Origin of the sequence: Limimaricola litoreus, assembly GCF_024159025.1 — a bacterium.
Taxonomy (GTDB): domain Bacteria; phylum Pseudomonadota; class Alphaproteobacteria; order Rhodobacterales; family Rhodobacteraceae; genus Limimaricola; species Limimaricola litoreus.
Map to the genome: position 1 here is coordinate 1 of NZ_JAMYXC010000078.1, position 26,725 is coordinate 26,725.

At 67.6% G+C, this 26,725-nt stretch carries 27 protein-coding genes; 17 read left to right on the forward strand and 10 right to left on the reverse strand.

The features are described 5' to 3' along the window. Window positions 1-153: 153 nt before the first annotated feature. The gene (locus tag NHG85_RS05735; RefSeq protein ID WP_253330639.1) at window positions 154-1,524 is read right to left on the reverse strand and encodes a class II 3-deoxy-7-phosphoheptulonate synthase; all 1,371 of its coding nucleotides are present in this window, start codon (window positions 1,522-1,524) and stop codon (window positions 154-156) included. Between the two features lie 197 nt (window positions 1,525-1,721). On the opposite strand from NHG85_RS05735, the gene NHG85_RS05740 reads away from it, so the two are divergent. The 6 genes from NHG85_RS05740 to NHG85_RS05765 all read left to right on the forward strand — a co-directional run bounded on the left by NHG85_RS05740 (window position 1,722) and on the right by NHG85_RS05765 (window position 8,012). Next, window positions 1,722-2,726 carry a GlxA family transcriptional regulator gene (locus tag NHG85_RS05740; protein WP_253330640.1) on the forward strand — a complete coding sequence of 335 codons (1,005 nt, stop codon included), beginning with the start codon at window positions 1,722-1,724 and terminating at the stop codon, window positions 2,724-2,726. 140 nt (window positions 2,727-2,866) lie between these two features. Further along, the gene (locus tag NHG85_RS05745) at window positions 2,867-4,063 is read left to right on the forward strand and encodes an ABC transporter substrate-binding protein (protein WP_253330642.1); all 1,197 of its coding nucleotides are present in this window, start codon (window positions 2,867-2,869) and stop codon (window positions 4,061-4,063) included. Between the two features lie 100 nt (window positions 4,064-4,163). Next, window positions 4,164-4,949, forward strand: a complete 786-nt coding sequence (locus NHG85_RS05750) for an ABC transporter ATP-binding protein (RefSeq protein WP_253330644.1) — start codon at window positions 4,164-4,166, stop codon at window positions 4,947-4,949. Window positions 4,950-4,988: 39 nt separating this feature from the next. Then, entirely contained in the window at window positions 4,989-5,702 is a 714-nt protein-coding gene (locus NHG85_RS05755) for an ABC transporter ATP-binding protein (protein ID WP_253330646.1), read from the forward strand. Between the two features lies 1 nt (window position 5,703). Continuing rightward, window positions 5,704-6,717 (forward strand): branched-chain amino acid ABC transporter permease, encoded by a 1,014-nt coding sequence (locus tag NHG85_RS05760; protein ID WP_253330648.1) that lies wholly within the window; start codon window positions 5,704-5,706, stop codon window positions 6,715-6,717. Further along, window positions 6,714-8,012 (forward strand): branched-chain amino acid ABC transporter permease, encoded by a 1,299-nt coding sequence (locus NHG85_RS05765; protein ID WP_253330649.1) that lies wholly within the window; start codon window positions 6,714-6,716, stop codon window positions 8,010-8,012. The genes NHG85_RS05760 and NHG85_RS05765 overlap by 4 nt, the downstream gene beginning before the upstream one ends. A 74-nt stretch (window positions 8,013-8,086) precedes the next feature. Here the strand turns inward: NHG85_RS05765 and NHG85_RS05770 are convergent, their stop codons facing one another. Then, window positions 8,087-9,148: a HupE/UreJ family protein gene (locus NHG85_RS05770; protein WP_253330650.1), complete on the reverse strand. Its 1,062-nt coding sequence runs from the start codon at window positions 9,146-9,148 to the stop codon at window positions 8,087-8,089. Window positions 9,149-9,215: 67 nt separating this feature from the next. Between NHG85_RS05770 and NHG85_RS05775 the strand changes: the two genes are divergently transcribed. From NHG85_RS05775 to NHG85_RS05790, 4 genes are all read left to right on the forward strand, one after another. Then, window positions 9,216-10,016, forward strand: a complete 801-nt coding sequence (locus NHG85_RS05775) for a DUF4198 domain-containing protein (protein ID WP_253330651.1) — start codon at window positions 9,216-9,218, stop codon at window positions 10,014-10,016. Window positions 10,017-10,047: 31 nt separating this feature from the next. Next, a complete protein-coding gene (locus NHG85_RS05780) occupies window positions 10,048-10,944 on the forward strand; it encodes a PfkB family carbohydrate kinase (protein WP_253330652.1) in 897 nt (298 codons plus the stop codon). Beyond that, on the forward strand, window positions 10,941-11,855 hold the full coding sequence (locus NHG85_RS05785) for a pseudouridine-5'-phosphate glycosidase (protein ID WP_253330653.1): 915 nt from the start codon (window positions 10,941-10,943) through the stop codon (window positions 11,853-11,855). The genes NHG85_RS05780 and NHG85_RS05785 overlap by 4 nt, the downstream gene beginning before the upstream one ends. Before the next feature lie 92 nt (window positions 11,856-11,947). Continuing rightward, complete coding sequence (locus NHG85_RS05790; protein ID WP_253330655.1) at window positions 11,948-12,688, forward strand: DUF502 domain-containing protein; 741 nt, start codon at window positions 11,948-11,950, stop codon at window positions 12,686-12,688. On the opposite strand, the gene NHG85_RS05795 is transcribed toward NHG85_RS05790, so the two are convergent. After that, entirely contained in the window at window positions 12,685-13,722 is a 1,038-nt protein-coding gene (locus NHG85_RS05795) for a patatin-like phospholipase family protein (RefSeq protein ID WP_253330657.1), read from the reverse strand. The genes NHG85_RS05790 and NHG85_RS05795 overlap by 4 nt on opposite strands. Continuing rightward, complete coding sequence (locus tag NHG85_RS05800; protein WP_253330659.1) at window positions 13,719-14,492, reverse strand: 3-hydroxybutyrate dehydrogenase; 774 nt, start codon at window positions 14,490-14,492, stop codon at window positions 13,719-13,721. Before NHG85_RS05800 ends, NHG85_RS05795 begins: the two co-directional genes overlap by 4 nt. 378 nt (window positions 14,493-14,870) lie before the next feature. Between NHG85_RS05800 and NHG85_RS05805 the strand changes: the two genes are divergently transcribed. The 3 genes from NHG85_RS05805 to NHG85_RS05810 all read left to right on the forward strand — a co-directional run bounded on the left by NHG85_RS05805 (window position 14,871) and on the right by NHG85_RS05810 (window position 17,299). Next, a complete protein-coding gene (locus tag NHG85_RS05805; RefSeq protein ID WP_253330661.1) occupies window positions 14,871-16,730 on the forward strand; it encodes an extracellular solute-binding protein in 1,860 nt (619 codons plus the stop codon). Beyond that, window positions 16,727-16,855 (forward strand): hypothetical protein, encoded by a 129-nt coding sequence (locus NHG85_RS19680; RefSeq protein WP_256500169.1) that lies wholly within the window; start codon window positions 16,727-16,729, stop codon window positions 16,853-16,855. Before NHG85_RS05805 ends, NHG85_RS19680 begins: the two co-directional genes overlap by 4 nt. 102 nt (window positions 16,856-16,957) lie before the next feature. Continuing rightward, on the forward strand, window positions 16,958-17,299 hold the full coding sequence (locus NHG85_RS05810; RefSeq protein WP_253330663.1) for a hypothetical protein: 342 nt from the start codon (window positions 16,958-16,960) through the stop codon (window positions 17,297-17,299). Window positions 17,300-17,302: 3 nt separating this feature from the next. On the opposite strand, the gene NHG85_RS05815 is transcribed toward NHG85_RS05810, so the two are convergent. After that, window positions 17,303-17,932, reverse strand: a complete 630-nt coding sequence (locus NHG85_RS05815) for a helix-turn-helix domain-containing protein (protein WP_253330665.1) — start codon at window positions 17,930-17,932, stop codon at window positions 17,303-17,305. A gap of 88 nt (window positions 17,933-18,020) precedes the next feature. On the opposite strand from NHG85_RS05815, the gene NHG85_RS05820 reads away from it, so the two are divergent. Continuing rightward, window positions 18,021-18,662 carry a DsbA family oxidoreductase gene (locus NHG85_RS05820; RefSeq protein ID WP_253330667.1) on the forward strand — a complete coding sequence of 214 codons (642 nt, stop codon included), beginning with the start codon at window positions 18,021-18,023 and terminating at the stop codon, window positions 18,660-18,662. Here the strand turns inward: NHG85_RS05820 and NHG85_RS05825 are convergent. The 4 genes from NHG85_RS05825 to NHG85_RS05835 form a co-directional block, all read right to left on the reverse strand. Further along, on the reverse strand, window positions 18,659-19,060 hold the full coding sequence (locus NHG85_RS05825; protein WP_253330669.1) for a glycosyltransferase family protein: 402 nt from the start codon (window positions 19,058-19,060) through the stop codon (window positions 18,659-18,661). The genes NHG85_RS05820 and NHG85_RS05825 overlap by 4 nt on opposite strands. 69 nt (window positions 19,061-19,129) lie before the next feature. Next, window positions 19,130-19,258 carry a hypothetical protein gene (locus tag NHG85_RS19685; protein ID WP_256500170.1) on the reverse strand — a complete coding sequence of 43 codons (129 nt, stop codon included), beginning with the start codon at window positions 19,256-19,258 and terminating at the stop codon, window positions 19,130-19,132. Between the two features lie 35 nt (window positions 19,259-19,293). After that, the gene (gene mfd / locus NHG85_RS05830) at window positions 19,294-22,758 is read right to left on the reverse strand and encodes a transcription-repair coupling factor (protein ID WP_253330670.1); all 3,465 of its coding nucleotides are present in this window, start codon (window positions 22,756-22,758) and stop codon (window positions 19,294-19,296) included. 47 nt (window positions 22,759-22,805) lie between these two features. Beyond that, window positions 22,806-23,330 carry a component of SufBCD complex gene (locus tag NHG85_RS05835; protein WP_253330672.1) on the reverse strand — a complete coding sequence of 175 codons (525 nt, stop codon included), beginning with the start codon at window positions 23,328-23,330 and terminating at the stop codon, window positions 22,806-22,808. Window positions 23,331-23,461: 131 nt separating this feature from the next. On the opposite strand from NHG85_RS05835, the gene hemB reads away from it, so the two are divergent. Together hemB and NHG85_RS05845 are read left to right on the forward strand one after the other, a co-directional pair. Further along, a complete protein-coding gene (hemB, locus tag NHG85_RS05840) occupies window positions 23,462-24,463 on the forward strand; it encodes a porphobilinogen synthase (RefSeq protein ID WP_253330673.1) in 1,002 nt (333 codons plus the stop codon). A gap of 105 nt (window positions 24,464-24,568) precedes the next feature. Then, entirely contained in the window at window positions 24,569-25,126 is a 558-nt protein-coding gene (locus tag NHG85_RS05845) for a lipid-binding SYLF domain-containing protein (RefSeq protein ID WP_253330674.1), read from the forward strand. 2 nt (window positions 25,127-25,128) lie between these two features. Here the strand turns inward: NHG85_RS05845 and NHG85_RS05850 are convergent, their stop codons facing one another. Then, window positions 25,129-26,385: a DUF2254 domain-containing protein gene (locus NHG85_RS05850; protein ID WP_253330675.1), complete on the reverse strand. Its 1,257-nt coding sequence runs from the start codon at window positions 26,383-26,385 to the stop codon at window positions 25,129-25,131. Between the two features lie 113 nt (window positions 26,386-26,498). Here NHG85_RS05850 and NHG85_RS05855 point away from each other — a divergent pair. Continuing rightward, window positions 26,499-26,725: NTP transferase domain-containing protein (locus NHG85_RS05855; protein WP_253330676.1), on the forward strand; the 227-nt coding region annotated here is incomplete at its 3' end.

The following is a 26,725-nucleotide window of genomic DNA, read 5'->3' on the forward strand; positions in this document are numbered from 1 at the left end:
TGACCTTTGCGCCGGGGCGCACCGCTTCGATTTCGCGGGCCCCGTGCGGATCGGCGCGCCGCCCGCACAGCGCCCGGCCTTGCGCCTCGTCCATGGCTGAGCGGTGCGTGGCAGGGCGACCGGTCCGGCCGCCCTGGCCCTGTCATCGGTCGCTCAGACCGCCTTGGCGGTCTGCATCCCCGCCCGGCGCGAGGACAGCGCCTCGGCCACGAGAAAGGCCAGCTCCAGCGATTGCGAGGCGTTGAGCCGCGGGTCGCAGGCGGTGTGGTAGCGGCTCGAGAGATCCTCGTCGGTGACCGCGCGCACGCCGCCGGTGCATTCGGTGACATCGGCGCCGGTCATCTCGAAATGCACGCCGCCCGGCACCGTGCCTTCGGCGTTGTGCACGTCGAAGAACTCGCGCACCTCGCGCAGCACGCTCTCGAAGGGCCGGGTCTTGTAGCCCGAGGAGGACTTGATGGTGTTGCCATGCATCGGATCGCAGGACCAGGTCACCTTGGCGCCCTCTTCCTGCACCGCCCGGATCAGCCGCGGCAGGTGTTCGCCCACCGCGCCCGCGCCGAAGCGCGCGATCAGCGTCAGGCGTCCTTCCTCGTTGAGCGGGTTCAGCTTGGCCATCAGCGCCTTGAGGTGGCCGGTGGTCATCGAGGGGCCGCATTTCAGGCCGATCGGGTTCTGCACGCCGCGCGCGAATTCGACATGCGCGCCGTCGGGCTGGCGGGTGCGGTCGCCGATCCAGATCATGTGGCCCGAGCCCGCCAGCCATTTGCCGGAGGTGGAGTCGAGACGGGTCAGCGCCTCCTCGTATTCCAGCAGCAGGGCTTCGTGGCTGGTGAAGAACTCCACCGTCTGCAGCGCATGGGCCGCCTCGTCGCGGATGCCGGCGGCTTCCATGAAGTCGAGCGCATCGGTGATGCGGTTGGCCATGTCGCGGTATTTCTCGGCCTCGGGCGCGCCGATGAAGCCGAGCGTCCAGGCATGGACCTTGTGCACGTCGGCGTAGCCGCCGGTGGAAAAGGCGCGCAGCAGGTTCAGCGTACCGGCGGCCTGGGTGTAGGCCTGCAGCATCCGCTCGGGGTCGGGAATCCGCGCCTCGGGGGTGAAGTCGAAGCCGTTGATGATGTCGCCGCGGTAGCTCGGCAGCTCCTGGCCGTTCGTGGTCTCGGTCGGGGTCGAGCGCGGCTTGGCGAACTGCCCGGCCATGCGGCCGACCTTCACCACCGGCACCTTGGCGCCGAAGGTCAGCACGACGGCCATCTGCAGCATCACCTTGAAGGTGTCGCGGATGTGGTCGGCGTTGAAGGCCGCGAAGCTCTCGGCGCAATCGCCGCCCTGCAGCAGGAAGGCCTCGCCGCGCCCGGCGGCGGCGAGCTTGGACTTGAGGCGGCGCGCCTCGCCCGCGAAGACCAGCGGCGGATAGGAGGCCAGCCGCGCCTCGACGCTGGAGAGGCGCTCCGCGTCGGTATATTCGGGCATCTGCACCCGGGGCTTGGCACGCCAGTCGGCCTTGGTCCACTCGGTCATGGTCTTCGCTCCAATGGAGGCTGCGGGAATATCGGCGGCCTCTATAGCGCGCATGGGCCCGGGGGCCAACGCCTAATGCCGCAAAGCGGCATGCGCGGCGCGGCCCGGAGGCGCGCTGCACGCTCTTGAAGCGGCGCGGCAAACCTGTTTCGGTCGAAGCAGCCGCTGCATCTCGCAGCGGGTCGAGCGAGCGCGCCATGACAGAGACAATTTCCGCCCCCCACCGCGCCGAAACCGCCCGCCCGCGGCGCTTCGTCTTCGTGCTGCTGCCGCAATTCACCATGCTGTGCGTCTCCTGCGCGGTCGAGGCGCTGCGCATCGCCAACCGCATGGCGGGCCATGAGATCTACAGCTGGACCCTCGCAGGTGAAGGCGGCGACACCGCGACCTGTTCGAACGGCATCATGTTCAAGCTCGACATGGATCTCGACGAGCTGTCGCGCGACGACACGCTGATGCTGTGCGGCGGGCTCGATGTGCAGGCGGCGAGCAGCAAGCGGGTGCTGAACTGGCTCAGGCGCGAGGCGCGGCGCGGCGTGGTGACGGGCGGGCTGTGCACGGCGGGCTACACCCTCGCCCGGGCCGGGCTGCTCGACGGCAAAAAGGCGACGATCCACTGGGAAAACCAGGACAGCTTTGCCGAGGAATTTGAGGAGGTGGAGCTGACCCGTTCCGTCTTCGTCATCGACGGCAACCGCATCACCACCGCCGGCGGCACCGCCTCGATCGACCTGATGCTCAAGATCATCGCCGATGATCACGGCGAGGATCTCGCCAATGCCGTGGCCGACCAGCTCATCTATTCGACGATCCGCACCGACCGCGACACGCAGCGGCTCTCGACACCGATGCGGATGGGCGTGCGCCACCCGAGGCTGGCGCAGGTGATCAAGGCGATGGAGCAGGCGATCGAGGAGCCGATCAGCCCCGCGATCCTCGCCGAGCGCGCCGGCATGTCGACGCGCCAGCTCGAACGGCTGTTTCGCCGCTATCTCGACCGCAGCCCCAAGCGCTACTACATGGAGCTGCGCCTGAGCCGTGCGCGCAACCTGCTGATGCAGACCGACATGAGCGTGATCAACGTCGCGCTGGCCTGCGGCTTTGCGAGCCCTTCGCATTTCTCCAAATGCTACCGCGCCCATTACCAGACCACCCCCTATCACGAGCGCGGCAGCCAAAGCGGCAAGACGCCTGCGGCCTGATCGCGCGCGGGACCGGCCCTCAAACCCCAAAGCCGAAACGGTGCGTTCTTGGCGTTACGGCAAGCTTGCGCAACCACTTTCTTTTCGCATGGGCGGCGTCTAGCGTACCGGTATAAAAATCAGGCGTCAGGGAGACGAACATGAAGAAACTGCTGCTGGCTTCCGCCGCGACCGCCCTCGTGGCAAGCACCGCCATGGCCGAGAGCCATTCGGACACGATCAAGATCGGCATCATCCTGGGCTTCACCGGCCCGCTCGAATCGATCACCCCCGACATGGCGGGCGGCGCGGAGATGGCCATCGACGAGGTCAACGAGACCGGCGCCTTCATGGGCGGCGCGCAGATCGAAGCCGTCCGCGCGGATTCCACCTGCATCGACAGCGCCGCCGCCACCGCCGCGGCCGAGCGTCTCGTCACCAATGACGGCGTCGCGGGCATCATGGGCGCGGATTGCTCGGGCGTGACCGGCGCCATCCTGCAGAACGTCGCGCGCGCCAACGGCGTGGTGATGATCTCGCCCTCGGCCACCTCGCCCGCGCTGTCGGAGGCAGAGGATGACGGCATGTTCTTCCGCACCGCGCCGTCCGACGCGCGCCAGGGCCAGATCATGTCCCAGGTGATCATGGATCGCGGCATCGAAGAGGTCGCGCTCACCTACACCAACAACGACTACGGCAAGGGTCTTGCCGACAGCTTCCAGAAGGCCTTCGAGGCCGATGGCGGCACGGTGACCATCTCGGCCGCGCATGAGGACGGCAAGGCCGACTACTCGGCCGAGGTCGCCTCGCTCGCCTCCGCGGGCGGCGAAGTGCTCGTGGTTGCGGGCTACACCGACCAGGGCGGCAAGGGCATCATCCAGGCCTCGCTCGACAGCGGCGCCTTCGACATGTTCGTGCTGCCCGACGGCATGATCGGCCAGCAGATCGTCGATGATCTCGGCTCGGGCCTCGACGGCTCCTTTGGCCAGCTGCCGGGTTCGGACAGCGAGGGCACCGCGATCTTCCAGGAGATGGCGACCGAGGCGGGCATCAACCCGACCGGCATCTACACCGGCGAAAGCTACGACGCCGCGGCGCTGATGATCCTCGCCATGGCGAAGGCGGGCTCGACCTCGGCCTCCGACTATGCGGGCGAGATCATGGACATTGCCAACGCGCCGGGCGAGCAGATCCTGCCGGGCGAGCTGGGCCGCGCTCTCGAGCTGATCGAGGCCGGCGAGGAGATCGACTATGTCGGCGCCACCGCCGTCGAGCTGATCGAGCCGGGCGAGAGCGCCGGCACCTTCAAGGAGATCGAGATCAAGGACGGCGCGATCGAGACCGTCGGCTTCCGCTGATCCCAACCGCGCTGCGCCCTTCGGGGCGCGGCGCATCCCGTAACAAGAACATGGTCCAGACCCCTGATATCACAGGGAAACCGGGCCGATCGGGGACAAAATGATCACCGTCGAGAACCTCCACCGCCATTTTGGCGGTTTTCATGCTGTTGATGGGGCGAGCCTGCGCATCGAGACCGGCTCGATCACCGGTCTCATCGGCCCCAACGGCGCCGGAAAGACGACGCTTTTCAACGTCATAGCCGGAAGACTTCCACCGACTTCGGGCCGCGTCACCATGGATGGCGAGGACATCACCGGCCTGCAGCCGCACGAGCTGTTCCACAAGGGGCTGCTGCGCACCTTCCAGATCGCGCATGAGTTCTCCTCGATGACCGTGCGCGAGAACCTGATGATGGTGCCCGAGGGCCAGCACGGCGAGACGCTGTGGAACGCCTGGTTCGGGCGCGGCAAGATCGCGGCGCAGGAGCGCGAGCTTGCGAAGAAGGCCGACGAAGTGCTTGAGTTCCTGACGATCTCGCATCTTGCCGACGAGCGCGCGGGCAACCTCTCGGGCGGGCAGAAGAAGCTTCTGGAGCTGGGCCGCACGATGATGGTCGACGCCAAGATCGTGTTCCTCGACGAGGTGGGCGCCGGCGTGAACCGCACGCTTTTGAACACCATCGGCGATGCGATCATCCGGCTCAACAAGGAGCGCGGCTACACTTTCTGCGTGATCGAGCACGACATGGATTTCATCGGCCGGCTTTGCGACCCGGTGATCGTCATGGCCGAGGGCAAGGTGCTCGCCCAAGGCTCGGCCGACAGCATCATGCAAAACGAGGCGGTGATCGAGGCCTATCTCGGCACTGGGCTCAAGAACAAGACCGTCGCAGAGACGGCATGAGGGGAAGAGAATTGAAGACATACGCAATGGTGGCCCGCCATGGCTGAGCCGCATCTGATCGGCGAGGCGATGACCGGCGGCTACGGGCGCGGCGCGGACATCCTGCATGGCTGCACGCTTTCGGTCGACAAGGGCGAGATCGCGGTGATCGTCGGCCCCAACGGCGCGGGCAAATCGACCGCGATGAAGGCGGTGTTCGGCATGCTGAACCTGCGCGAGGGCGCCGTGCGCATCGGCGGCGAGGACATCACCCATCTGAGCCCGCAGGACCGCGTCGCCAAGGGCATGGCCTTCGTGCCGCAGACCTCGAACATCTTCCCGTCGATGACGGTCGAGGAGAACCTCGAGATGGGCGCCTTCCTGCGCCGCGACGACATCCGCCCCACGATCGAACAGGTCTACGACCTCTTCCCGATCCTGCGCGACAAGCGCCGTCAGGCCGCGGGCGAGCTGTCCGGCGGCCAGCGCCAGCAGGTCGCCGTGGGCCGGGCGCTGATGACGCAACCTTCGGTGCTGATGCTCGACGAGCCGACGGCGGGCGTGAGCCCCATCGTCATGGATGAGCTGTTCGACCGGATCATCGAGGTCGCCCGCGCGGGCATCACCATCCTGATGGTCGAGCAGAACGCGCGCCAGGCGCTGGAGATCGCCGACAAGGGCTATGTGCTCGTGCAGGGCGCCAACGCCTATACCGGCACCGGCGCCGAGCTGATGGCCGATGACGAGGTGCGCCGCACCTTCCTGGGGGGCTGACATGACCGACTTTCTCAACGCGATCGTCGCGCTGTCGAACTTCGTGCTGGTGCCCGGCGCCGCCTATGGCGCGCAGCTGGCGCTCGGCGCGCTCGGCGTGACGCTGATCTACGGCATCCTGCGCTTTTCCAACTTCGCCCATGGCGACACCATGGCCTTCGGCACGATGGCCACGATCCTCGTCACCTGGGGGCTGCAATCCATCGGCATCAGCTTCGGCTTCCTGCCGACGGCGCTCATTGCCCTGCCCATCGGCATCGCCATCACCGGGCTGCTGCTGCTTGGCACCGACCGCGCGATCTATCGCTTCTATCGCAAGCAGAAGGCCGCGCCCGTGGTGCTGGTCATCGTCTCGATCGGCGTGATGTTCGTGATGAACGGGCTGGTGCGCTTCATCATCGGCGTCGGCGACGTGAACTTCGCCGATGGCGCGCGCTTCGTCATCAACGCGCGCGAGTTCAAGGAAATGACCGGCCTCGACGAGGGCCTCGCCATCCGCACCACCACGCTGATCACGCTGGTGACGGCGGCGATCGCGGTGGCGCTGCTGTTCTGGTTCCTCAACAAGACCCGCACCGGCAAGTCGATGCGCGCCTTTTCCGACAACGAGGATCTCGCGCTCCTGTCGGGCATCAACCCCGAGCGGGTGGTCGCGGTGACATGGTTGATCGTGGCGGCGCTCGCCACCACGGCGGGCGTGCTCTACGGCCTCGACAAGTCGTTCAAGGCCTTCACCTACTTCCAGCTGCTGCTGCCGATCTTCGCCGCCGCCATCGTCGGTGGCCTCGGCAACCCGCTGGGGGCCATTGCGGGCGGCTTCGTCATCGCCTTTTCCGAAGTGCTGATCACCTATGCGTGGAAGAAGGTGCTGGTCTATCTGATGCCCGAGAACCTCGAGCCCTCGGGCCTCGTGCAGCTTCTCTCCACCGACTACAAATTCGCCGTGAGCTTCGCGATCCTGATCACCGTGCTGCTGTTCAAGCCCACCGGCCTCTTCAAGGGACAGTCCGTATGACCGCGCGTGGCTTTCTTCTCTATGCCGGGATGGCGCTGCTGATCGTCCTCACGGGCATGTTCCAGGGCTGGAACCTGGCGCTGACGATCCTCAACATGGGGCTCATTTCGGCGATCATGTCGCTGGGCGTGAACCTGCAATGGGGCTTTGCCGGGCTGTTCAACGTCGGCGTCATGGGCTTCGTGGCGCTGGGCGGCCTCGCCGCGGTGCTGGTAGCGCAGCCGCCAGTGGCCGAGGGCTGGAACGCCGGTGGCCTGCGACTCTTGGGCGCGCTGGCGCTCGGGGCGGCGATCCTCGTCGGTGCGGTGCAGGTCTGGAAGCGCAAGATCGGCGGGCGGATGCGCGCGCTGGTCATGCTGGCGCTGCTCATCGGCGGTTTCTTCTTGTTCCGCGCCTCGCTCGATCCTGCGGTCGACGCAATCGAGGCGATCAACCCCTCGCTCTCGGGCTATCTCGGCGGCCTCGGCCTGCCGATCATCGTGGCGTGGCCGGTGGGCGGGCTGCTGGCCGCGGGGGCGGCATGGATCATCGGAAAGGCAGCGCTGGGCCTGCGCTCGGACTACCTCGCCATCGCGACGCTGGGCATCGCCGAGATCGTGATCGCGGTGCTCAAGAACGAGGACTGGCTGTCGCGCGGCGTGAAGAACGTCGTCGGCCTGCCCCGGCCCGTGCCCTACGAGGTCGACCTGCAGCGCGACGAAGGCTTCATCGCCACCGCAGCGGGCTACGGGCTCGACCCGGTCACCGCTTCGACGCTCTGGGTCAAGATCCTCTATTCGGGGCTCTTCGCCGTGGTGCTGATCGTGATCCTGTTCCTCGCCCAGCGGGCACTGGCCTCGCCATGGGGCCGGATGATGCGCGCGATCCGCGACAACGAGGTGGCGGCCTCTGCCATGGGCAAGAACGTCACCGCGCGCCACCTGCAGGTCTTCATCCTCGGCTCCGCCGTCTGCGGCATCGCCGGCGCGATGATGACGACGCTGGACGGTCAGCTCACTCCCGGCTCCTACCAGCCGCTGCGCTTCACCTTCCTCGTCTGGGTAATGGTGATCGTCGGCGGGTCGGGCAACAACTACGGCGCCGTGCTCGGCGGTTTCCTGATCTGGTGGCTGTGGGTGATGGTCGAGCCTCTGGGCCTCTGGGCGATGGAGCTGATCACCTCTGGCATGGATGCCGACAGCTGGCTGCGCGGGCACTTGACGGATTCGGCGGCGCAGATGCGGCTGATGACCATGGGGATCATCCTGCTGGCGGTGCTGCGCTTCAGCCCCAAGGGGCTGATGCCCGAACGCTGAACCCGGGATCGGGCAAAGAGAAGGGCGGCGACCGGATGCGGTCGCCGCCCTTTTTCATGCGCCAGGGGCGGTGCTCAGAGCAGCGTGCGCTCGATCACCCACCAGATGCCGACCAGCGCGATGGCCGCCGAGGCCGGAACCGCGATCACGCGGCGATACCACGGCTTGCGCCAGGCCCAGCCCACCGCGAGGAAGGCCAGCGCGATCACCGTGAGCTGGCCCAGCTCCACGCCGATGTTGAAGCCGATCAGCGCCGGGACGAAGCTGCCCGCCGGCAGGCCGAACTCGCCCAGCACGCTGGCAAAGCCGAGGCCGTGCAGCAGGCCGAAGCCGAAGACGATCACCGGGCGCCAGACGCCCAGGCGCGGAAACAGGATGTTCTCGATGGCGACGAAGGCGATGGAGGCCGCGATCAACGGCTCGACGATGGCGGCGGGGACCGAGACATAGCCCAAGGCCGCGAGCGCCAGCGTCACCGTATGCGCCAGGGTAAAGGCCGAGACCTGCCACAGGAGCGGCCGCAGCCGTGCCGCGAGGAAGAACAGGCCCAGCACGAAGAGGATATGGTCGAGCCCCTTGGGCAGGATGTGGTCGAAGCCCACGGGGATGTAATTCACGAAGCTCTCCCAGGCGCTCGCCTGATCGCCCCCCGAGAGCCGGATCGGATCGGAGAGCGCCCCGGCTTCGAGATAGCCGTCATAGGGCGCCTCGACCCCCTGCTGGCGCAGCACCAGCGTGCCGAAGCCCGCATCCCAGCCGAGCTGCACCGTTTCGGCCTCGTCGGGCAAGGGCGCGTGAAAGCGCAAGGTCGCGGGGCGCGGCAGCGACAGGTCGCCCGGCCCGGGCACCTCCACGGCCTCGAGCACGGGGACGACGCGCGCGCCATCGACGAGGATCTCGATCCGCTCGGCCATGTCGGGCCAGAAGGCGCGGAACCGCGCTTCCATCGCCTCGGCATCGAGCGCGCGCAGCGCGTCGTAAGTCTCGGCCTGAGGCGCGGCGTCGGTATCCTCCACCGCGCCCAGATCGATCCCCGCGACATAGCCTTCGAGCGGCGCCTCGACGATGAAGGCCAGCCTGTCGCCTTCGCGCTCCATGTCGGCGATTGCGGGCAGCACCTCGTGCGCCAGGGCCATCCCGGCGGCGAGGCTTGACACAAGGGCCAGGAGGATCACCCTCGCCCATACCCCTAGGAGCCCGTGAATGCGCATCATAACCATCTGCCTCGCCTTGTTGTCCACGCCTGTCGCGGCGCATGAATTCTGGATCGAACCGCTCGAATGGCAGATCGCGCCGGACGATACGTTGCAGGCCAAGCTTGTCAACGGAAGCGAGTTCGCCGGGGTCGATTTCGCCTTTCTGCCGCAGCGCTTTACCCGCTTCGATCTCGCGCAGAACGGCACGCTCGCCCCGGTCGCCTCGCGGCTGGGCGCGCGCCCCGCGATCGACCAGGTGATGGGCGAGGACGGGCTCGTCGTGGCGGTCTATGTCTCGACGCTCAACAAGGTCACCTACGAGGAGCGCGCCACCTTCGACAAGTTCGTGGTGCAGAAGGATCTCGGCGCGGTGGCGCGCGACCACGAGGCACGCGGCCTGCCTGAGGCAGGATTTTCCGAGCTCTTCACCCGCTATTCCAAGGCGCTCGTCGCCGTCGGCGAGGGCGAGGGCGAAGACCGGCGCTTCGGGCTTGAGACCGAGCTGGTGGCGCTCGACAATCCCTATACGGGCGATCTGTCCGAAGGGATGCGCGTGCAGCTCTTCTACGGCGAGGAGACGCGCGACGCGGTGCAGGTCGAGCTGTACGAGCGCACGCCCGAGGGCGAGGTGACCGAGATCCTGCTGCGCACGAATGAGAACGGCGTGGCGGTGCTGCCGGTCAAGCCCGGGCATGATTACCTCGCCAGCGCGGTGGTGCTGCGCGAACCGGAGGCGGGGATCGCCGCGCGCACGGATACCGTATGGGAAAGCCTTTGGGCGGCGCTGAGCTTCGCCGTTCCCGATTGACCGGAGCGCGGGGCTGCGGCACACCCGTCACATGACCGAGAGATCCCCCGACATCCTGTGCATCGGCTCCGTCCTGTGGGACGTGATCGGACGTACGGCCAGCCATATGCGCATCGGCTCCGACGTGCCCGGCCGCATTCACCGCCTGCCCGGCGGTGTCGCAATGAACATCGCCATGACGCTGGTCCGCTTCGGGCTGCGCCCGGCGCTGCTGAGCGCGCTGGGCCGCGACGCGGAGGGCGACGAGCTCACCGCCGAGGCCGCGCGCATGGGCATGGTGGTCGATCACCTCTACCGCTCCGACGACCTGCCCACCGACATCTACATGGCGATCGAGGGGGCGAACGGCCTCATTGCCGCCATCGCCGACGCCCATTCCCTCGAACAGGCGGGCGACAAGATCCTGCGCCCCCTGGGCGACGGGCGGCTCGGCTCGGCGCAGGCGCCATGGGGCGGGCTGGTGGCGCTCGACGGCAATCTCACCACCGAGCTTCTGACCCAGATCGCGACGTCGGATCTCTTTGCCCGTGCCGATCTGCGCGTGGCCCCCGCCAGCCCCGGCAAGGCCGAGCGCCTGTTGGCGCTGATGGGCCATCCGACGGCGACGCTCTACGTCAATCTCGAAGAGGCGGGGCTTTTGTGCCACGCGAGCTTCGACAGCTCGGAGGCCGCCGCCCGCGCATTGGTGGCGCGCGGCGCGCATCGCGCGCTCGTCACCGACGGGGGCCGCGCCGCCACCGTGGCCACCACCGACGCCGTCATCACCCAGGCGCCGCCAGAGGTACTCGTCACCCGCGTCACCGGCGCGGGCGACACCTTCATGGCGGCGCATATCGCCTCGGAGGCCGAGGGTATGGACCCCGCCGCCGCCCTTGCCCGCGCGCTGACCGCCGCGGCCACCTATGTATCCGGAGACAACCCGCTGTGATCGACATCCAATATTCCCCCGAGGTCGCCGAAGCCCGCGCCCAAGGCCGTCCGCTCGTCGCGCTCGAAAGCACGATCATCACCCATGGCATGCCGTTTCCGCAGAACGTCGAGACCGCGCGCCGCGTCGAGGCCGAGATCCGCGAGGCCGGCGCCGTGCCCGCGACCATCGCGATCCTCGATGGCCGGCTGCATGTCGGGCTGACCGAGGATGAGCTCGACCGGCTCGGCCAGGCCAGCGACGTGGCCAAGCTGTCGCGCGCCGATTTCGCCGCCTGTCTCGCGCGCGGCGGCAATGGTGCCACCACCGTCGCCGCGACGATGATCGCGGCCCGGCTCGCAGGCATCGAGGTCTTTGCCACAGGGGGCATCGGTGGCGTGCATCGCGGGGCCGAAGCGAGCTTCGACATCTCCGCCGACCTGCACGAGCTCGCGAAGACGCCGGTGACTGTGGTGGCGGCGGGCGCCAAGGCGATCCTCGATCTGCCCAAGACCTTCGAGGTGCTGGAGACGCTGGGCGTGCCGGTCATCGCTTACGGTCAGGACGTGCTGCCCGCCTTCTGGTCGGCCACATCGGACATGCCCGCGCCTTTGCGCATGGACAGCGCCGCCGAGATCGCGAAGGCGGCGCGGATGCGCGGCGCGATGGGCCTCGATGGCGGCCAGATCGTCGCGAACCCGATCCCCGCCGAGGCCGAGATCCCGGCCGAAGAGCTGCGCCCGGTGATCGAGCAGGCGCTGTCGGAGGCCGAGGCGCAGGGCATCGCCGCCAAGGCGGTGACGCCTTTCCTTTTGGGCCGGATCTTCGAACTGACCGAGGGCCGCTCGCTCGAGAGCAACATCGCGCTGGTGCTCAACAATGCCCGTCTCGGTGCCGCCATCGCCATCGAACTGAACAAGCAGCGCCCATAGGCGACGCGCCGCGCCCCCGCGCCATTGCCGGGGCGCGGGGGCGGCATTACATAGGCTCCGAGCCTGACGCGCGCCAGAAGGACGAGCCACCAGTGACCCGCCCGCCTATCCTGCCGCCATCTCCGGGCGAGCCCCCGCGCCGCCGCCGGCTGATCGGCCTGCTGCGCAACAACTTCATCGCCGGCGTGGTGGTGATCGCGCCGATCGGGCTGACCGTCTGGCTGATCTGGACGCTGGTCGGCTGGATCGACAGCTGGGTGCTGCCCTTCGTGCCCAACCGCTTCAATCCCGAGCAATACATCGGGATCAACCTGCGCGGCGTCGGCGTCATCTTCTTCATCCTGTTCACTTTTCTCGTCGGCGCGCTGGCCAAGGGCTTCGTCGGGCGCAGCCTGTTGCGCATGGGCGAAAGCCTCGTGGCGCAGATGCCCGTGGTGCGTTCGATCTACTCGGGCCTCAAACAGATTGCCGAGACGGTCTTCGCCCAGACCGAGACCAGCTTCGACCAGGCCTGCCTGATCGAATATCCACGCAAGGGGATCTGGGCGCTGGCCTTCATCTCCACCTCGGCCAAGGGCGAGGTGCTGCGCCGCCTGCCCGCCGAGGGCGACATCGTCACGGTATTCCTGCCTACGACGCCGAACCCGACCTCGGGATTCCTGCTGTTTTTGCCGCGCGCGGAGGTGACGGTGCTCGACATGTCGGTCGAGGACGCGGCCAAGCTGGTGATCTCGGCGGGGCTGGTGACACCGCCCGACCGCATGCGCCCCAGGGACGGCGCCGAGGTGATCGAGGAGGTCTCGGTGCTGCGCAGCGGCACGGCCGGGCGCTAGGGTCCGGCGAACATCGCGCGCAGATCCACCGTATCGCGCCGCCCCAGATCGGACTTGTGCGCCGCGAGGAACGCCTCCATCGCCTTCGAGCCCGCGTCACGCAACCTTGCCAGGATCACCGGTGCGGGGATCGCCTTGGTGGCGATATTGAGATCGTTCATCAGCGCGTCGTCGCTCACCATGTGCAGCAGCACCCGTTTCATCGCCCCCTCGGGAAGCCTTTGCTCGTCGAGCAGGCGGCGCACGAAATCAACCGCGCGCAGTTCCCGCAGCAAGGAGGAGTTGAAGCTGATCTCGTTGATGCGGTTCTGGATCGCGGGGCTGTCGTCGGGCAGCTCCTCGCGGTAGAGCGGGTTGATGTTCACGATCAGAACATCATCCGGCAAGTCCTTGTCGAACAACGGAAAGAGGGCGGGATTCCCGGTATAGCCGCCATCCCAATAAGCCTCGCGACGCCCGGTGGCCGGATCGTCGATCTCGACCGCGCGAAACAGCGTCGGCAGGCAGGCCGAGGCGAGGATCGCCTCGGGGCTCAGCTCCGCGCCCGAAAACACCCGGATCTTGCCCGAGCGCACATTGGTCGCCCCGATGAAGAGCGCAGGTCCGTTGGGCCCGCGCACCGCGTCGAAGGACAGCTCGCGCAGGATGCGCTCGAGCGGATTGCGCAGCATCGGGCCATAGGCATAGGGCGACATCATCCGCGTCGTCAGCTCGAAGGCCTTGTAGGCGGGCGACCATTCGATCGCCCGTGCCAGCGCCGGAGCGGTGGGCGCCATCGCCGAGATCCAATCCGACCACCGCGCATCGGTGATCGCGCCGACCCGGCCCCAGAAACCGGCCAGCGCCTTGCGCGCCCCATCGGGGCCGCCCTGCGCCCATCCGGCCTTGAGGGCCGCGGCGTTCATCGCCCCCGCCGAGGTCCCCGAGATCGCGGCGATTTCGATATCGGTTTCGCATAGGAGCCGGTCCAGCGCGCCCCAGGTGAAGGCGCCATGCGCGCCGCCGCCCTGCAGCGCGAGGCTCAGGCGGATCACAGCGCCGTCCAGCCGCCGTCCACGCTGATCGTGGTGCCGGTGATCTGTGCCGCCGCGTCCGAGCACAGGAAGGCGCAGGTGCCGCCGAGCTGCTCGGTGGTGGCGAACTCCTTGGACGGCTGGCGCTCCAGCATGACCTTCTCGATCACCTCGTCGCGGCCCATGTCGTATTTCTTCATCGTGTCGGGGATCTGCGCCTCGACCAGCGGTGTCAGCACGTAGCCCGGGCAGATGGCGTTGGCGGTGATCGGCTCGCGCGCGGTCTCGAGCGCCGTGACCTTGGTGAAGCCGACGATGCCGTGCTTGGCCGCGACATAGGCGCCCTTGTAGGGCGAGGCCGTGAGCCCGTGGGCGGAAGCGATGTTGATCACCCGGCCCCAGCCCGCTTCGCGCATCATCGGCAGGGCGACGGCGGTGGTGTGGAAGGCAGAGCTGAGGTTGATGGCGATGATCGCATCCCACTTGACAGCCGGAAACTCCTCGATCGGCGCGACATGCTGGATCCCGGCGTTGTTGACGAGGATGTCGCAGCGCCCGGCGGCCTCGATCAACCCGCGCGCGGCCGCCCCGTCGGAGAGGTCGGCTGCGATGTAACGGGCCGCAACGCCATGGGCATCGGCGATTTCCCGCGCAAGCGCATGGTCCTCGTCGCGGTCGGTATAGGAGTTGAGAACCACATCCGCCCCGGCCCGCGCCAGCTCGCGCGCCACACCCAGACCGATTCCCGAGTTCGATCCGGTGACGATCGCGGTCTTGCCCTTGAGATGCATCTTGGCTGTCCTTGCTGCTGTGATCTGCTGCAGATTGTGGCGCGGCGCGGCGGCAAAGCGAAGCACTATCTCCCGCAACCCCTTGATAAACGTGGCACGAAGCGGTAGCGCCGCCGTATTGAGCGGCCGATCCCCAAGCCTGCCAGATCTCATCACAGCCCCAAAAAAAACGCCCGCACAAGGCGGGCGTTGAGTTATGAGGCAGGTTTCATACAGGCAAGAAACCTATCGAGCAGTGACTCTCTTATAAGCCTTTCCCCGCCGTCCTCCAAGCTAAAAGTTTGATAAAGATCAGGGGGGGCTATACGGTTTTCTTCAACTACAAATCTGGTCAAGAAACCGAACCGACAGGGGGCTATCCCGAAGATGACACGACCCATGACCAAACTGCTGCCCGGATTGCTGCAAGGTAGCGCGATCGCCGTTCTGTGCAGCGCCGCCGCGTTGCAGGCCGAGCCGTCGCACGGCATCGCCATGTACGGAGAACCCGCGCTGCCAGAAGGGTTTACCGCCCTGCCCTATGCCAATCCCGACGCGCCCACGGGCGGGCGCATGGCCACCGCCGAGGTCGGCGGCTTCGACAGCCTGAACCCCTACATCCTGAAAGGCTCGGTGCCCTGGCAGCTGAGCTACCTGACCGGCGAAAGCCTGATGGGCCGCACGCTCGACGAACCCTTCACCCTCTACGGCTTGCTCGCGGAATCGGTGGAGACGGCCGAAGACCGCTCCTGGGTCGAGTTCACGCTGCACCCGGAGGCAAAGTTCTCCGACGGCAGCCCCGTCACCGTCGAGGACGTGATCTGGTCCTTCGAGACGCTCGGGACCGAGGGCCATCCGCGCTACATCGGCTTTTGGGAGAAGGTCGAGAGCATCGAGGAGACCGGCGAGCGCAAGGTGCGCCTCACTTTCAACACCGATGACCGCGAGCTGGCGCTGCTCGCCGGGCTGCGGCCGATTCTCAAGAAGGCGCAATGGGAAGGCAAATCCTTTGCCGAGAGCGGGCTCGACACCGTGCCGATCACCTCGGCCCCCTATGTGATCGAGGATTTCGAGGCGGGTCGCTTCATCTCGCTCAAGCGCGACGAGGATTACTGGGGCGCCGACATCCCGTTCCGGCGCGGCACCAACGTGCTCGACGAGATCCGGCTGGAGTTCTTCGGCGACGAGACGGCGGCCTTCGAAGCCTTCAAGACCGGCGAGACCGACTTCACCCGCGAGTTCAACGTCGCGCGCTGGGAAAGCCAGTACGACTTCCCGCGCGTGCGCTCGGGCGAGGTGGTGCTCGAGGAGCTGCAGCACGGCCGCCCCTCGGGCATGACCGGCTTCGTGATGAACACCCGCAAGCCGGTGTTCGAGGACTGGCGCGTGCGCCAGGCGATGATCGAAGCCTTCAACTTCGAATTCATCAACGAGGCGATGACCGGCGGCGCGCAGCCGCGCATCACCTCATATTTCTCCAACTCGCCGCTGGGCATGGAGGAGGGTCCCGCCGAGGGCCGCGTGAGGGAGTTCCTGCTGCGCTGGGAAGAAGATCTGCCCGAGGGCGCGCTTGAGGGCTATGCCCTGCCCGTGGCCGACGGCTCCGAGCGCAACCGCAAGGGCACGGCCGCCGCTCTGGCGCTTTTGTCGAGCGCGGGCTGGGTGATCCAGAACGGCGTGCTGACCAACGAGGCGACAGGCGAGCCCTTTGCCTTCGACATCCTGCTCGAAACCGGCGGCTCGGAGAACGCCGCGATCATCGACATGTATGTCCAGGCGCTGGAGCGGATCGGCGTGACGCCCACCGTCACGCAGGTCGACAGCGCGCAGTTCAAGGAGCGCACCGACGCCTTTGATTTCGACATGACCTATTTCCGCCGCGGCTTGTCGCTGTCGCCGGGCAACGAGCAATACGCCTATTGGGGCGCGGAGGCCGCCGACACGCCCGGCGGGCGCAACGCCATGGGCGTCAAGAGCCCGGCCGTGGACGGGCTGATCGAGCTGCTGCTCACCTCGGAGAGCCAGGACGATTTCTTCGCCGCGGCCAAGGCGCTCGACCGGGTGCTGACCGCGGGGCGCTACGTGATCCCGATCTACCAGTGGAACATCAGCCGCATCGCCTATGACGCGGATCTGCACCATCCCGAGTATATCCCGGTGTTCGGGGACTGGCCGGGCTGGCAGCCCGATGTCTGGTGGCACGAGGAGGCCACGGGCGAGACCTCCGGCGCCGAGGCGGATGCGGAGAGCAGCCAATGAGGCGCGCGGCCCTGCTTCTCGCCATGTTGGGGCTGACGGCCGCCTGCACGCCCGTCAGGGTCGTGGGCAACGCCGCCGTCGGCACGGCGCAGCTCGGGCTCGGCGTGGTCGATATGGCGCTCTGAGCGCGGGATACTTCGTGCACCCTCAAAGGGGGCGGACCGGAACCCGGTCCGCCCCCTTTCCGTTGCCGCCACAAGACATCGGGCAGCATGAGGAGACCCGCGATGAAATGGAGCCATGTGGCCAAGCACTGGCACGCTTTCGTGCCCAATATCCTGACCCAGTGGCCGGATCTCGACAGCGATGAGGTCGAGGCCACCGAAGGCGAGCTTGGGCCTTTTCTCGATCACCTGTGCGAAGTCAGCGGCATGAGCCGCGAAGACGCACGCGACGAGGTGTCGGAATGGCTAGAGGGCACCGATCCGGCGGATGCGGTGATGGACGAGACCCGCGACAACGAGCGCATCATCGCCTCGGCCCGCTCGATGCACCCCGGAGAGGATGCCTACAGCGACGACAGCGAGTTCGGCGACGACGACAGCAAGGACGGGCGCGACGACAACTAGGCCTCAGTCCAGCGAGGTGACCCACAGGATGGTCGCGTCCTCCGGGCTGGTCGAGATCACGTTGTGGCCCATGGCCGCGTCGTAATAGGCGCTGTCGCCGCGCTTCATCTCGACCGGCTCGTAGAATTCGGTCAGCAGGCGGATCGTGCCGGTGAGCACGTAGAGGAATTCCTCGCCGTCATGCCGCACCCAGCCGTCGAATTCCTCGAAACTGCGGGCGCGGATGCGCGCGCGATAGGGCAGCATCCGCTTGGCGCGCAGCCCCTCGGCCAACAGCTCGTGCTCGTAGGTCGCGGTGATCTGGCCGGCGCCCTCGCCCGCGCGCGTCGTCACCATGCGCCCCATGACCTGTTCGCGCCGCGGCGGGGTGAAGAGCTGCGGCACGGTGATGCCGAGGCCCAGGGCCAGCTTCTTGAGCGCATCATAGGTGGGCGACATCTGCCCGTTCTCGATCTTCGACAGGGTCGAGCGCGCGAGCCCGGCCCGGCGGGCCGCCTGCTCCAGCGTCCAGCCCTGGGCGCGGCGCAGATCGCGCACCCGCGGGCCGAGATCGAGCGGCGGCGCGGTTTCGGAAGCGCCGCTTTCGCGCGCGATGCGGATCAGCGATCCGGGTCGGGTCTGGCTTTCGGACATGCCCGCCGACATACACGCCGCGGCCCCGGCCTTGCAACAGCCTCCCGGGGCGGCTAGCTGGCGGGCGACACAGCAGTGAGGCCGCGCCATGGTGAAACTCGATATCCTTTCCGATCCGATCTGCCCCTGGTGCTGGATCGGCAAGGCCGGGCTCGACGCGGCGCTGGCCGAGATCCCCGATCACCCCTTCACCATCGAGTGGCACCCGTTCCAGCTCAATCCCGACATGCCCATGGGCGGCATGGACCGGCGCGCCTATCTGGAGGCCAAGTTCGGCGGCAAGGAGGGCGCGGCGCAGGCCTATGCGCCGATCGTCGAACGCGCCGCCGGGGCCGGGCTCGCGCTCAACCTCGACCGGATCGCGACGACGCCCAACACGCTCGACGCGCATCGTCTGATCCATTGGGCCGGGATCGAGGGGCGCCAGACCGCGGCGGTCAGCGCCCTGTTCAAGGCCTATTTCACCGATGGCCGCGACATCGGCGATCATGACGTGCTTTCGGACATCGCCGACAGCATCGAAATGGACGCTGCCGTGGTGCGCCGCCTGCTTGAGGGCGACGCCGATCTCGAAGACATCCGCGCGCGCGATGCGCATAGCCGCGAGATGGGCGTGACCGGCGTACCGACCTTCATCGTGGCGCAGCGCCATGCGGTGCCGGGCGCGCAGACCAAGGAGACCTGGGTACAGGTCATCGCCGACATCCGCGCCCAGATCGCCCAAGGCTAGAGGCTCAGCGCCACGTCGATTACTCCGAACCGCGGCAGCCCGACGACCAGCCACGCGGCCCCGGCCAGCGTCGTGCCGATCATCAGCCGCGAGGTGGGCATCGGATCGGGAATGCCTTGTAAGCCGCGCTGCCAGTTGGTGTAGTTCGAGGCCCCGTGCCTGCGGGCTGGGTCGCCCACCGGCACATAGGCCGTGGTCGCGCCGTAGGCCCTGAACAGTGCTGGGAGATAGCGGTGCTGCCCGTGAAAGAACGGCAAGGCGAGATGGCGATCGCGCTCGAACACCTTCAGCCCGCAGCCGGTATCAGGGCAGTCTTCGCGCAGGATCCTGCGGCGCAGCCCATTGGCCAGCTTCGAGGCGGTGCGCCTGGACCATGTGTCGCGCCGCTTGGCGCGCACGCCGCCGACCAGCTACGGCCCTTGGCTGTCATACACCGTGACCAATGCGGCGATGTCGCCGGACGGGTTCTACCCGTCGCCGTTAAGCGTGGCGATCAGCTCTTCGAGCAGCGTCTCGGGCAGAAGGTCGAAGGCCTCTTGCACCAGAGCCTCGATGTTCCCCGCCTCGCTGAAGCAGGGAATAACGAGCGTAATCATACGAGTGCGGTCCAAAGTTGACATGGACTGCGTTATCAGACTTTCGCTTTCGCCTTCTTCGCTGCCTTGACCTTCTCGGCCAGCTCGCGGGCGAGGCCGAAGGCGCCGCGGATCTTGTCGGCTTCCTTGGACCAGTCGCGCATCACGACGATCTTGTTGTCCTTCACCTTGGCCTGGCCCTTCTGGTCCTGGATGAACTCGACCAGCCCCTCCGGCGAGGCGAACTTGTCATTGTGGAAACGGATGGTCGCGCCCTTGGGGCCACCGTCGAGATGACTGATCCCGGCGCGCAGGCACATCGCCTTGATGCGCACCACCAGCATCAGCGTGTTGACCTCCTTTGGCAACGTCCCGAAGCGGTCGATCAGCTCGGCGGCGAAGCCCTCCAGCTCGACCTTGGTGGTCAGCTCCGACAGGCGCCGGTAAAGGCCCAGCCGCACATCGAGGTCGGGGACGTAGTCTTCGGGGATCAGCACCGGCACGCCGAGGTTGATCTGCGGCGCCCACTGGCCCTCGTTCTCCGACAGCCCCTCGGCCTCGCCGGAACGGATCTTCGAAATCTGCTCTTCCAGCATCTGCTGATACAGCTCGAAGCCGACCTCGCGCATCTGGCCCGACTGCTCTTCGCCGATCAGGCTGCCCGCGCCGCGAATGTCGAGATCCTGACTGGCCAGCGTGAAGCCCGCGCCCAAGGAATCGATGCTGCCCAACACGCGCAGCCGCTTTTCCGCGCCGGGCGTCAGCGGCGCGCGCGGCTTGGTGGTCAGATAGGCGTAGGCGCGGGTCTTGGAGCGCCCGACCCGGCCTCGGATCTGGTAGAGCTGGGCGAGGCCGAACATGTCGGCGCGGTGCACGATCATGGTGTTGGCGGTCGGGATGTCGAGGCCGGATTCCACGATGGTCGTGGCGAGGAGCACGTCGTAGCGCCCGTCGTAGAAGGCGTTCATGCGCTCGTCGAGTTCGCCCGCCGCCATCTGGCCGTGCGCCACGACATAGGAGACCTCGGGCACCTCCTCCTTGAGGAAGGTCTCGATTTCCGGCAGATCGCTGACGCGCGGCACGACGAAGAAGCTCTGCCCGCCGCGGAAGCGTTCGCGCAAGAGCGCCTCGCGCACGGTGACGGCGTCGAATTCGCTGACATAGGTGCGGATCGCAAGGCGATCGACGGGGGGCGTGCCGATGATCGACAGATCGCGCACGCCGGTGAGCGACATCTGCAGCGTGCGGGGGATCGGCGTCGCGGTGAGGGTCAGCACGTGCACATCGGTGCGCAGCGCCTTTAGCCGCTCCTTATGGCTGACGCCGAAGTGCTGCTCCTCGTCGATGACGAGAAGCCCCAGGTCGCGGAACTTGACGCTCTTGGCAAGGAGCGCATGTGTGCCCACGACGATGTCGACCGTGCCGTCGGCGATGCCGGCGCGGGTCTGCGACGCCTCCTTGGCCGAGACGAAGCGCGAGAGCGGGCGCACGTTGATCGGAAAGCCGCGGAAGCGCTCGGCGAAGTTCTTGTAATGCTGGCGCGCCAGCAGCGTGGTCGGCGCGATCACCGCGACCTGCACGCCCGACATGGCGGCGACGAAGGCGGCGCGGATCGCCACCTCGGTCTTGCCGAAGCCCACGTCGCCGCAGATCAGCCGGTCCATCGGATGGCCCGACTCCATGTCGTTGAGCACATCCTCGATGGCCTGAAGCTGGTCCTCGGTCTCGTCATAGGGAAAGCGCGCGAGGAACTGCTCCCAGATGCTGTCATGCGGGATGAGCCTCGGCGCCTTGCGCAGCGCGCGCTCGGCGGCGATGCGGATCAGCCGGTCGGCGGCCTCGCGGATGCGCTCCTTGAGCTTGGCCTTCTTGGCCTGCCATGCGCCGCCACCCAGCTTGTCGAGCATCCCCTCCTCGTGGCCGAAGCGGCTCAGAAGCTCGATGTTCTCGACCGGCAGGTAGAGCTTGGCGTTCTCGGCGTATTCCAGCAGCAGGCATTCATGCGCGGCCCCGGCGGCGGTGACCACCTCGAGCCCGTGGTAGCGGCCCACCCCGTGATCGACATGCACCACGAGGTCGCCGGCGCTCAAGGATTGCGCCTCGGTCAGGAAGTTGTCGGCCCGGCGCTTCTTGCGCGCACGGCGGATGAGCCGCTCGCCCAGCACGTCCTGCTCGGAGATGACGGTCGCGTCCTCGGTCTGGAAGCCATGCTCCAGCGGCCAGACGGCGAGGTGCAGCCCGCGCTTGCCGACGCCGGTCCAGTCGCGTACATGGATCGTCTCGGTCAGACCCTCGTCCTCGATCAGCCCCGAGAGCCGCTCGCGCGCACCCTCGGAATAGGAGGCGATGACCACCGGCCCGGCCTTCATGCGGTCCTTCACATGGGTCGCCAGTGCGGTGAAGAGGCTGACGCTCTCCTGCTGACGCTCGGGCGAGAAGTTGCGCCCGATACGCCCGCCCGCGTCGATCACGCCGGGGCCGGTGGCCTGCTGGATCGGGGCAAAGCGCAGAACCCGGCGCCCCTCGGTCGCCTTGATCCAGGCGTCGTCGTCGAGATAGAGAAGATCCGGCGGGCTGGGCTTGTAGACCGAGTCCATCCGCCCCTTCTGCTTGAGCGCATGACGGCGGGTCTCATAGGCATCCGACACCAATGTCCAACGCGCGTCGCGGCGCGGGGCGGTCTGGTCGTCGAGCGTCACCGGCGCGCCGGGCAGGTAGTCGAACAGCGTTTCCAGATCGTCCTGGAAAAAGCCGAGCCAATGCTCCATCCCTGCGTGCTTGCGCCCCGCCGTCACCGCCTCGTAGAGCGGATCGTCGGTGCCCGCGGCCCCGAACTCGATCCGGTAGGACTGGCGAAACCGGGTGATCGCCGCCTCGTCGAGGATCACCTCCGAGACGGGGGCAAGCTCGATCCGGTCGAGCTTTTCGGTGGTGCGCTGGGTCGCGGCGTCGAAGCGGCGCGCGCCGTCGAGCACGTCGCCGAACATGTCGAGCCGGACCGGCCCTCCCTGTCCGGGGGCGAAGATGTCGATGATGCCGCCGCGGATCGCGTAATCGCCGGGCTCGGTCACCGTCGGGCTCTGGGTGAAGCCCATCCGCACGAGAAACGCGCGCAACGCCGCCTCGTCCATCCGGTCTCCGACATGGGCGGTGAAGGCCGCGTCCCGCAGCGTCGCGCGGGCGGGCACACGCTGGGTCGCGGCGTTGAGCGTGGTCAGCAGCACGAAGCGCTCGGGCATGCCCTGCATGAGCCCCGCCAGAACGGCCATGCGCGCGGCCGAGATCTCGGCCGCGGGCGAGACGCGGTCATAGGGCAGGCAATCCCAGGCCGGGAAGGTGACGACCGGCAGGTCGGGGGCATAAAAGGCGATGGCCGCGCGCATCGCCGCCATGCGTTTGTCATCGCGGGCGACATGGATGACCGGGCCCGCGGCCTTCTCGACCTCCTGCAGGACCAGCGTTGCGTCGAAGCCTTCGGGCGCACCCGAAACCGTGATCCTGCTGCCGTTCGTCTTTACCATTGCGCTGACCTACCTTTCGGGCGGGCGCTGTCAAGCATCCCGAAGGATCAGAACCCCGGCGCGACCGAAAGGTTCTGGTACATGCCGTACATTGCGGTCACGAAGATCGAGATCATGCCGATCACCTGAACCCAGAAACGATGCCGCGCGAGGCGCTTGCACAGCGCCTGCACGTCGGGCTGTTCCGCGGCGATCCGCCGCGCCATCGCGAAACGCATCAGCGTGACCAGGCACAGCGGGATCGCGATCAGCACCACGGCCTGGGCGAATTCGACGTCGTACCAGAAGGCCAGCAGCACCAGCGAGCTGAGCCCGAAGGCCATCAGCCCGATCAGCCAGCTTCCGGCGACATGGGCGAGATGCAGCATCCGGTTGACGTTGATCCGAACCAGATCGAGGAGATCGCGCTCGGATTGCCCGCCAAAGCGCCGCGCACGGGCCACCATGTCGAAGGGCACGCCGATCACCCGGTGGCTCGTCATCGACCAGATCAGGGCCAGCATGATCCAGAACCACAGATTCGAGAAGGACCGCATGTCGATCACTTCGAAGATGGTCTGTGTCAGTGTCACGCGCAGGTCATCCGGTTGGTCGCTCGGGCGGAACCTATCGGCGGGCCGCGCGGATGCCCAGACTTGTGAGGCGCGGCAAACCGTGCCACCCCCGTGCTGTGATATGAAAACCCCGCCCGGGAGACGCCTCGATGCCGCAGCCCTTCGCCGCCCCCTACCCGCTCTCGCGCCCGCGCCGCCTGCGCCGGACCCCGGCTTTGCGCGCCATGACGCGCGAGACGGCGATGACGCCCGACAACCTGATCTGGCCGATCTTCCTTCAGGCGGGGCGCGACGAGGAAAGCGCCATCGCCTCCATGCCCGGGGTCTCGCGGCTCACGGTCGACCGCGCGGTCGAAGCGGCGCGCGAGGCGCATGGCCTTGGCATTCCCGCCATGTGCCTGTTTCCCTATACCGGCCCCGAAAGCCGCACCGAGGACTGCGCCGAGGCCTGGTCGGACGACAACCTCACCAACACCGCGATCCGCGCGATCAAGGACGCGGTGCCCGAGATGGCGCTGATGACCGACATCGCGCTCGACCCCTACAACGCCAACGGCCACGACGGCTTTGTCGTCGATGGCGAGATCGTCAACGACCCGACCGTCGAGGCGCTGGTCAAGATGGCGCTGGCGCAGGCGCGGGCGGGCGCCGACATCCTGGGTCCGTCGGACATGATGGACGGGCGGATCGGCGCGATCCGCGCAGCACTCGAGGCCGAGGGGCACGGACATGTCGCGATCCTCAGCTATGCCGCGAAATTCGCCTCCGCCTTCTACGGCCCCTTCCGCGATGCGGTCGGCGCTTCGGGCGCGCTCAAGGGCGACAAGAAGACCTATCAGATCGACCCGGCCAATGCCGAGGAGGCGCTGCGCATGGTGGGCCGGGACCTTTCGGAGGGGGCCGACATGGTGATGGTCAAGCCGGGGCTGAGCTATCTCGACATCTGCGCCCGGGTGAAGGAGGCCTACGGCGTGCCGACCTTCGCCTATCAGGTCTCGGGCGAATACGCGATGATCGAAGGCGCGGCGCGCAATGGCTGGGTCGATGGCGACCGGGTGATGATGGAGAGCCTCCTGGCCTTTCGCCGCGCGGGCTGCGACGGGGTCCTGACCTATTTCGCCCCGCGCGCCGCGCGGATCATGGCTGGATGAGCCGCTCCGGCGCGTCGGGTGGATGACAGCCCGGGCGGGCTGGCCTATGCTCGCCCCGATCGCCCGGTCACAAGGGCGGCAGGACATCGCATGAGGGGCAGCGACATGAACAAGACGACGCGGCGGAGCTTTGCGCTCGGTCTGGGCGCCACCGGGCTTCTGGCGGCCTGCGGCAACGGCGTGGGCAGCGACGGCGGCTCGCGCATCGACGCGCGGGTGCAGAGCACGCTCGACCACATGTACGACCGCTATCCGGGCACCCGCGAGCTCGCGGCCCAGTCCAAGGGCATGCTGGTGATGCCGCTGATGACCGAGGTGGGCCTGGGCCTGGGCGGCGCTTACGGCCGCGGCGCGCTGATGGTCGGGCGCAGCGTGGTCGACTACTACTCTGCCACCACCGCCAGCGCCGGGCTGCAGATCGGCGCGCAACAGTTCAGCCATGTGCTGTTCTTCATGACCGAACGCGCGCTGGGCGATTTTCGCCGCGCGCCGGGCTGGGCCGCGGGGGCGGATGTCGAATACGCGGTCAACGATCGCGGCGAGATGCTGCGCGCCGAGACGACCACCTCGCTCTCGCCGGTGATCGCGGTAGTCTTCGCGCAGACCGGGCTGCGCGTCGGCGCCACGCTCGAGGGCACGAAATACAGCCGGATCATCCCCTGAGCCTAGTGCCGCGCCGCCATCTCGGGCGCCGCGCGGGCAAGCCGCGCGCGGTCGGGCTCGAACTCGAGCGCGGCGCGGCCGCGCGACAGCGCCTCATGCGCCATGTTGCGCGCGGCCCGGGCGATGGAGGTGTCGGGGTGGCGGCTGAGCGCCTCCAGCGTCTTGAGCATGGAGATCAGCACCTCGACCTGGGACGCGCCATCGCGCGCCATGGCGCCGAAGCCGTCCTGCATCAGGTCGCGCGGGTCGAGCGGCACCACCCAGAGCCGGTCGTGGATGGCCTTTTCGCGCCCATGCGCCATCTCGTCGCGATAGGAGCCGATGACCCGGCCGATGCGGCCGATCACGTCGATCGCCGTGCCCGGGTCGTTGATCCCGGCCGAAAGCGCCTTGGAGCCGACCTCCGACAGCATGATCAGCGCAAAGCGTGGATCCTGCTCGTCGGTGCGCAGCTCGCCCATGTGAATCGCGGCGCGCACCGCCTTTTCCATTTCCTCTCCGCCGCCGAGAAGATGGGCGATGGTCTCGCCCTCGTGCACGAAGCGACCCACCGGTGCGACAAGATAGACCCGTCCGTCGTGCTCCTCGGCCGCCGCCTGCAGGCTGTCCTCGTAGATCGCCTGAACATAGGCGGTGCGGTCGGCCCGCAAGGGGCGCGCCGTGCCGGGAATGTCGCCGGGGTCGAGCGCGTGCCCCCCGAGACAGGGCCGCTCCATGCGCGCCTCGAAGGCCTGCTGCGCCCGGCGCTCGATCCGCACGGTGGTGTCGACGAGGCTGCCGAAGGCTTGCAGATGCATGATCCAGCGCAGGATCACGAAGACGATCAGCACCAGGACGAGCAGCGTCGAAATGTAGAGGGTGACGATCTCCTTTTCGCCGTAATAGGGCGTCGAGAGCAGGATGATCGCCGCCAGCGAATAGATATAGGCACCAATAAAGGTTGCCAGCACGGTCTGGGTGGTGGTGTCGGCCAGAAGCATCCGGTGCGCCCGCGGTGTCCAGCGCGAGGAGGCCGACTGGTGCACCGAGACCATCACCGTCAGCGAAAAGGTGGTGACCGCGAGCATCGAGGTCGAGATGATGTCCAGAAGCCGGTTCAGCGCATCGGCGCCGATCACCTCCGACAATCCTTCGGGGATCATTGGGCCAAAGAGCTTGGCCGCGCCGAGCGCGACGAAGGCGAGACCGGAAATCAGCGTCACCCGCACCCAGAGGCGGCGCGACAGGCGGTGGATCTTGCGCAGGACCGTGGAGAACATGGTTCCTTCCGTTGCGGCGCGGCGCGTCTCATGTCGGCGCGGGCCTGTTGTGGCCCCGCTGTCTTGCGCGTGGCATCCTCGCTTCAACGCCGCTTGGTCACGGGAAGTTGCACATGTTTCCGCTGCTGATCCTCGCCGCCGGGGCCGCCGCGCGAATGCGCGGGCCCGACAAGCTTTCCATGATGATCGACGGCGTGCCCCTGCTGCGCCGACAGGTCATGGCGGCGATCGCGGCGGGGGCGCAGGCCCATGTGGCGCTGCGCCCCGGCGATCCGCGCGGCGCGCTGCTCGACGGGCTCGCGGTCACGCGGCTGGAGATCGCGGCCTCGGCCGAGGGCAT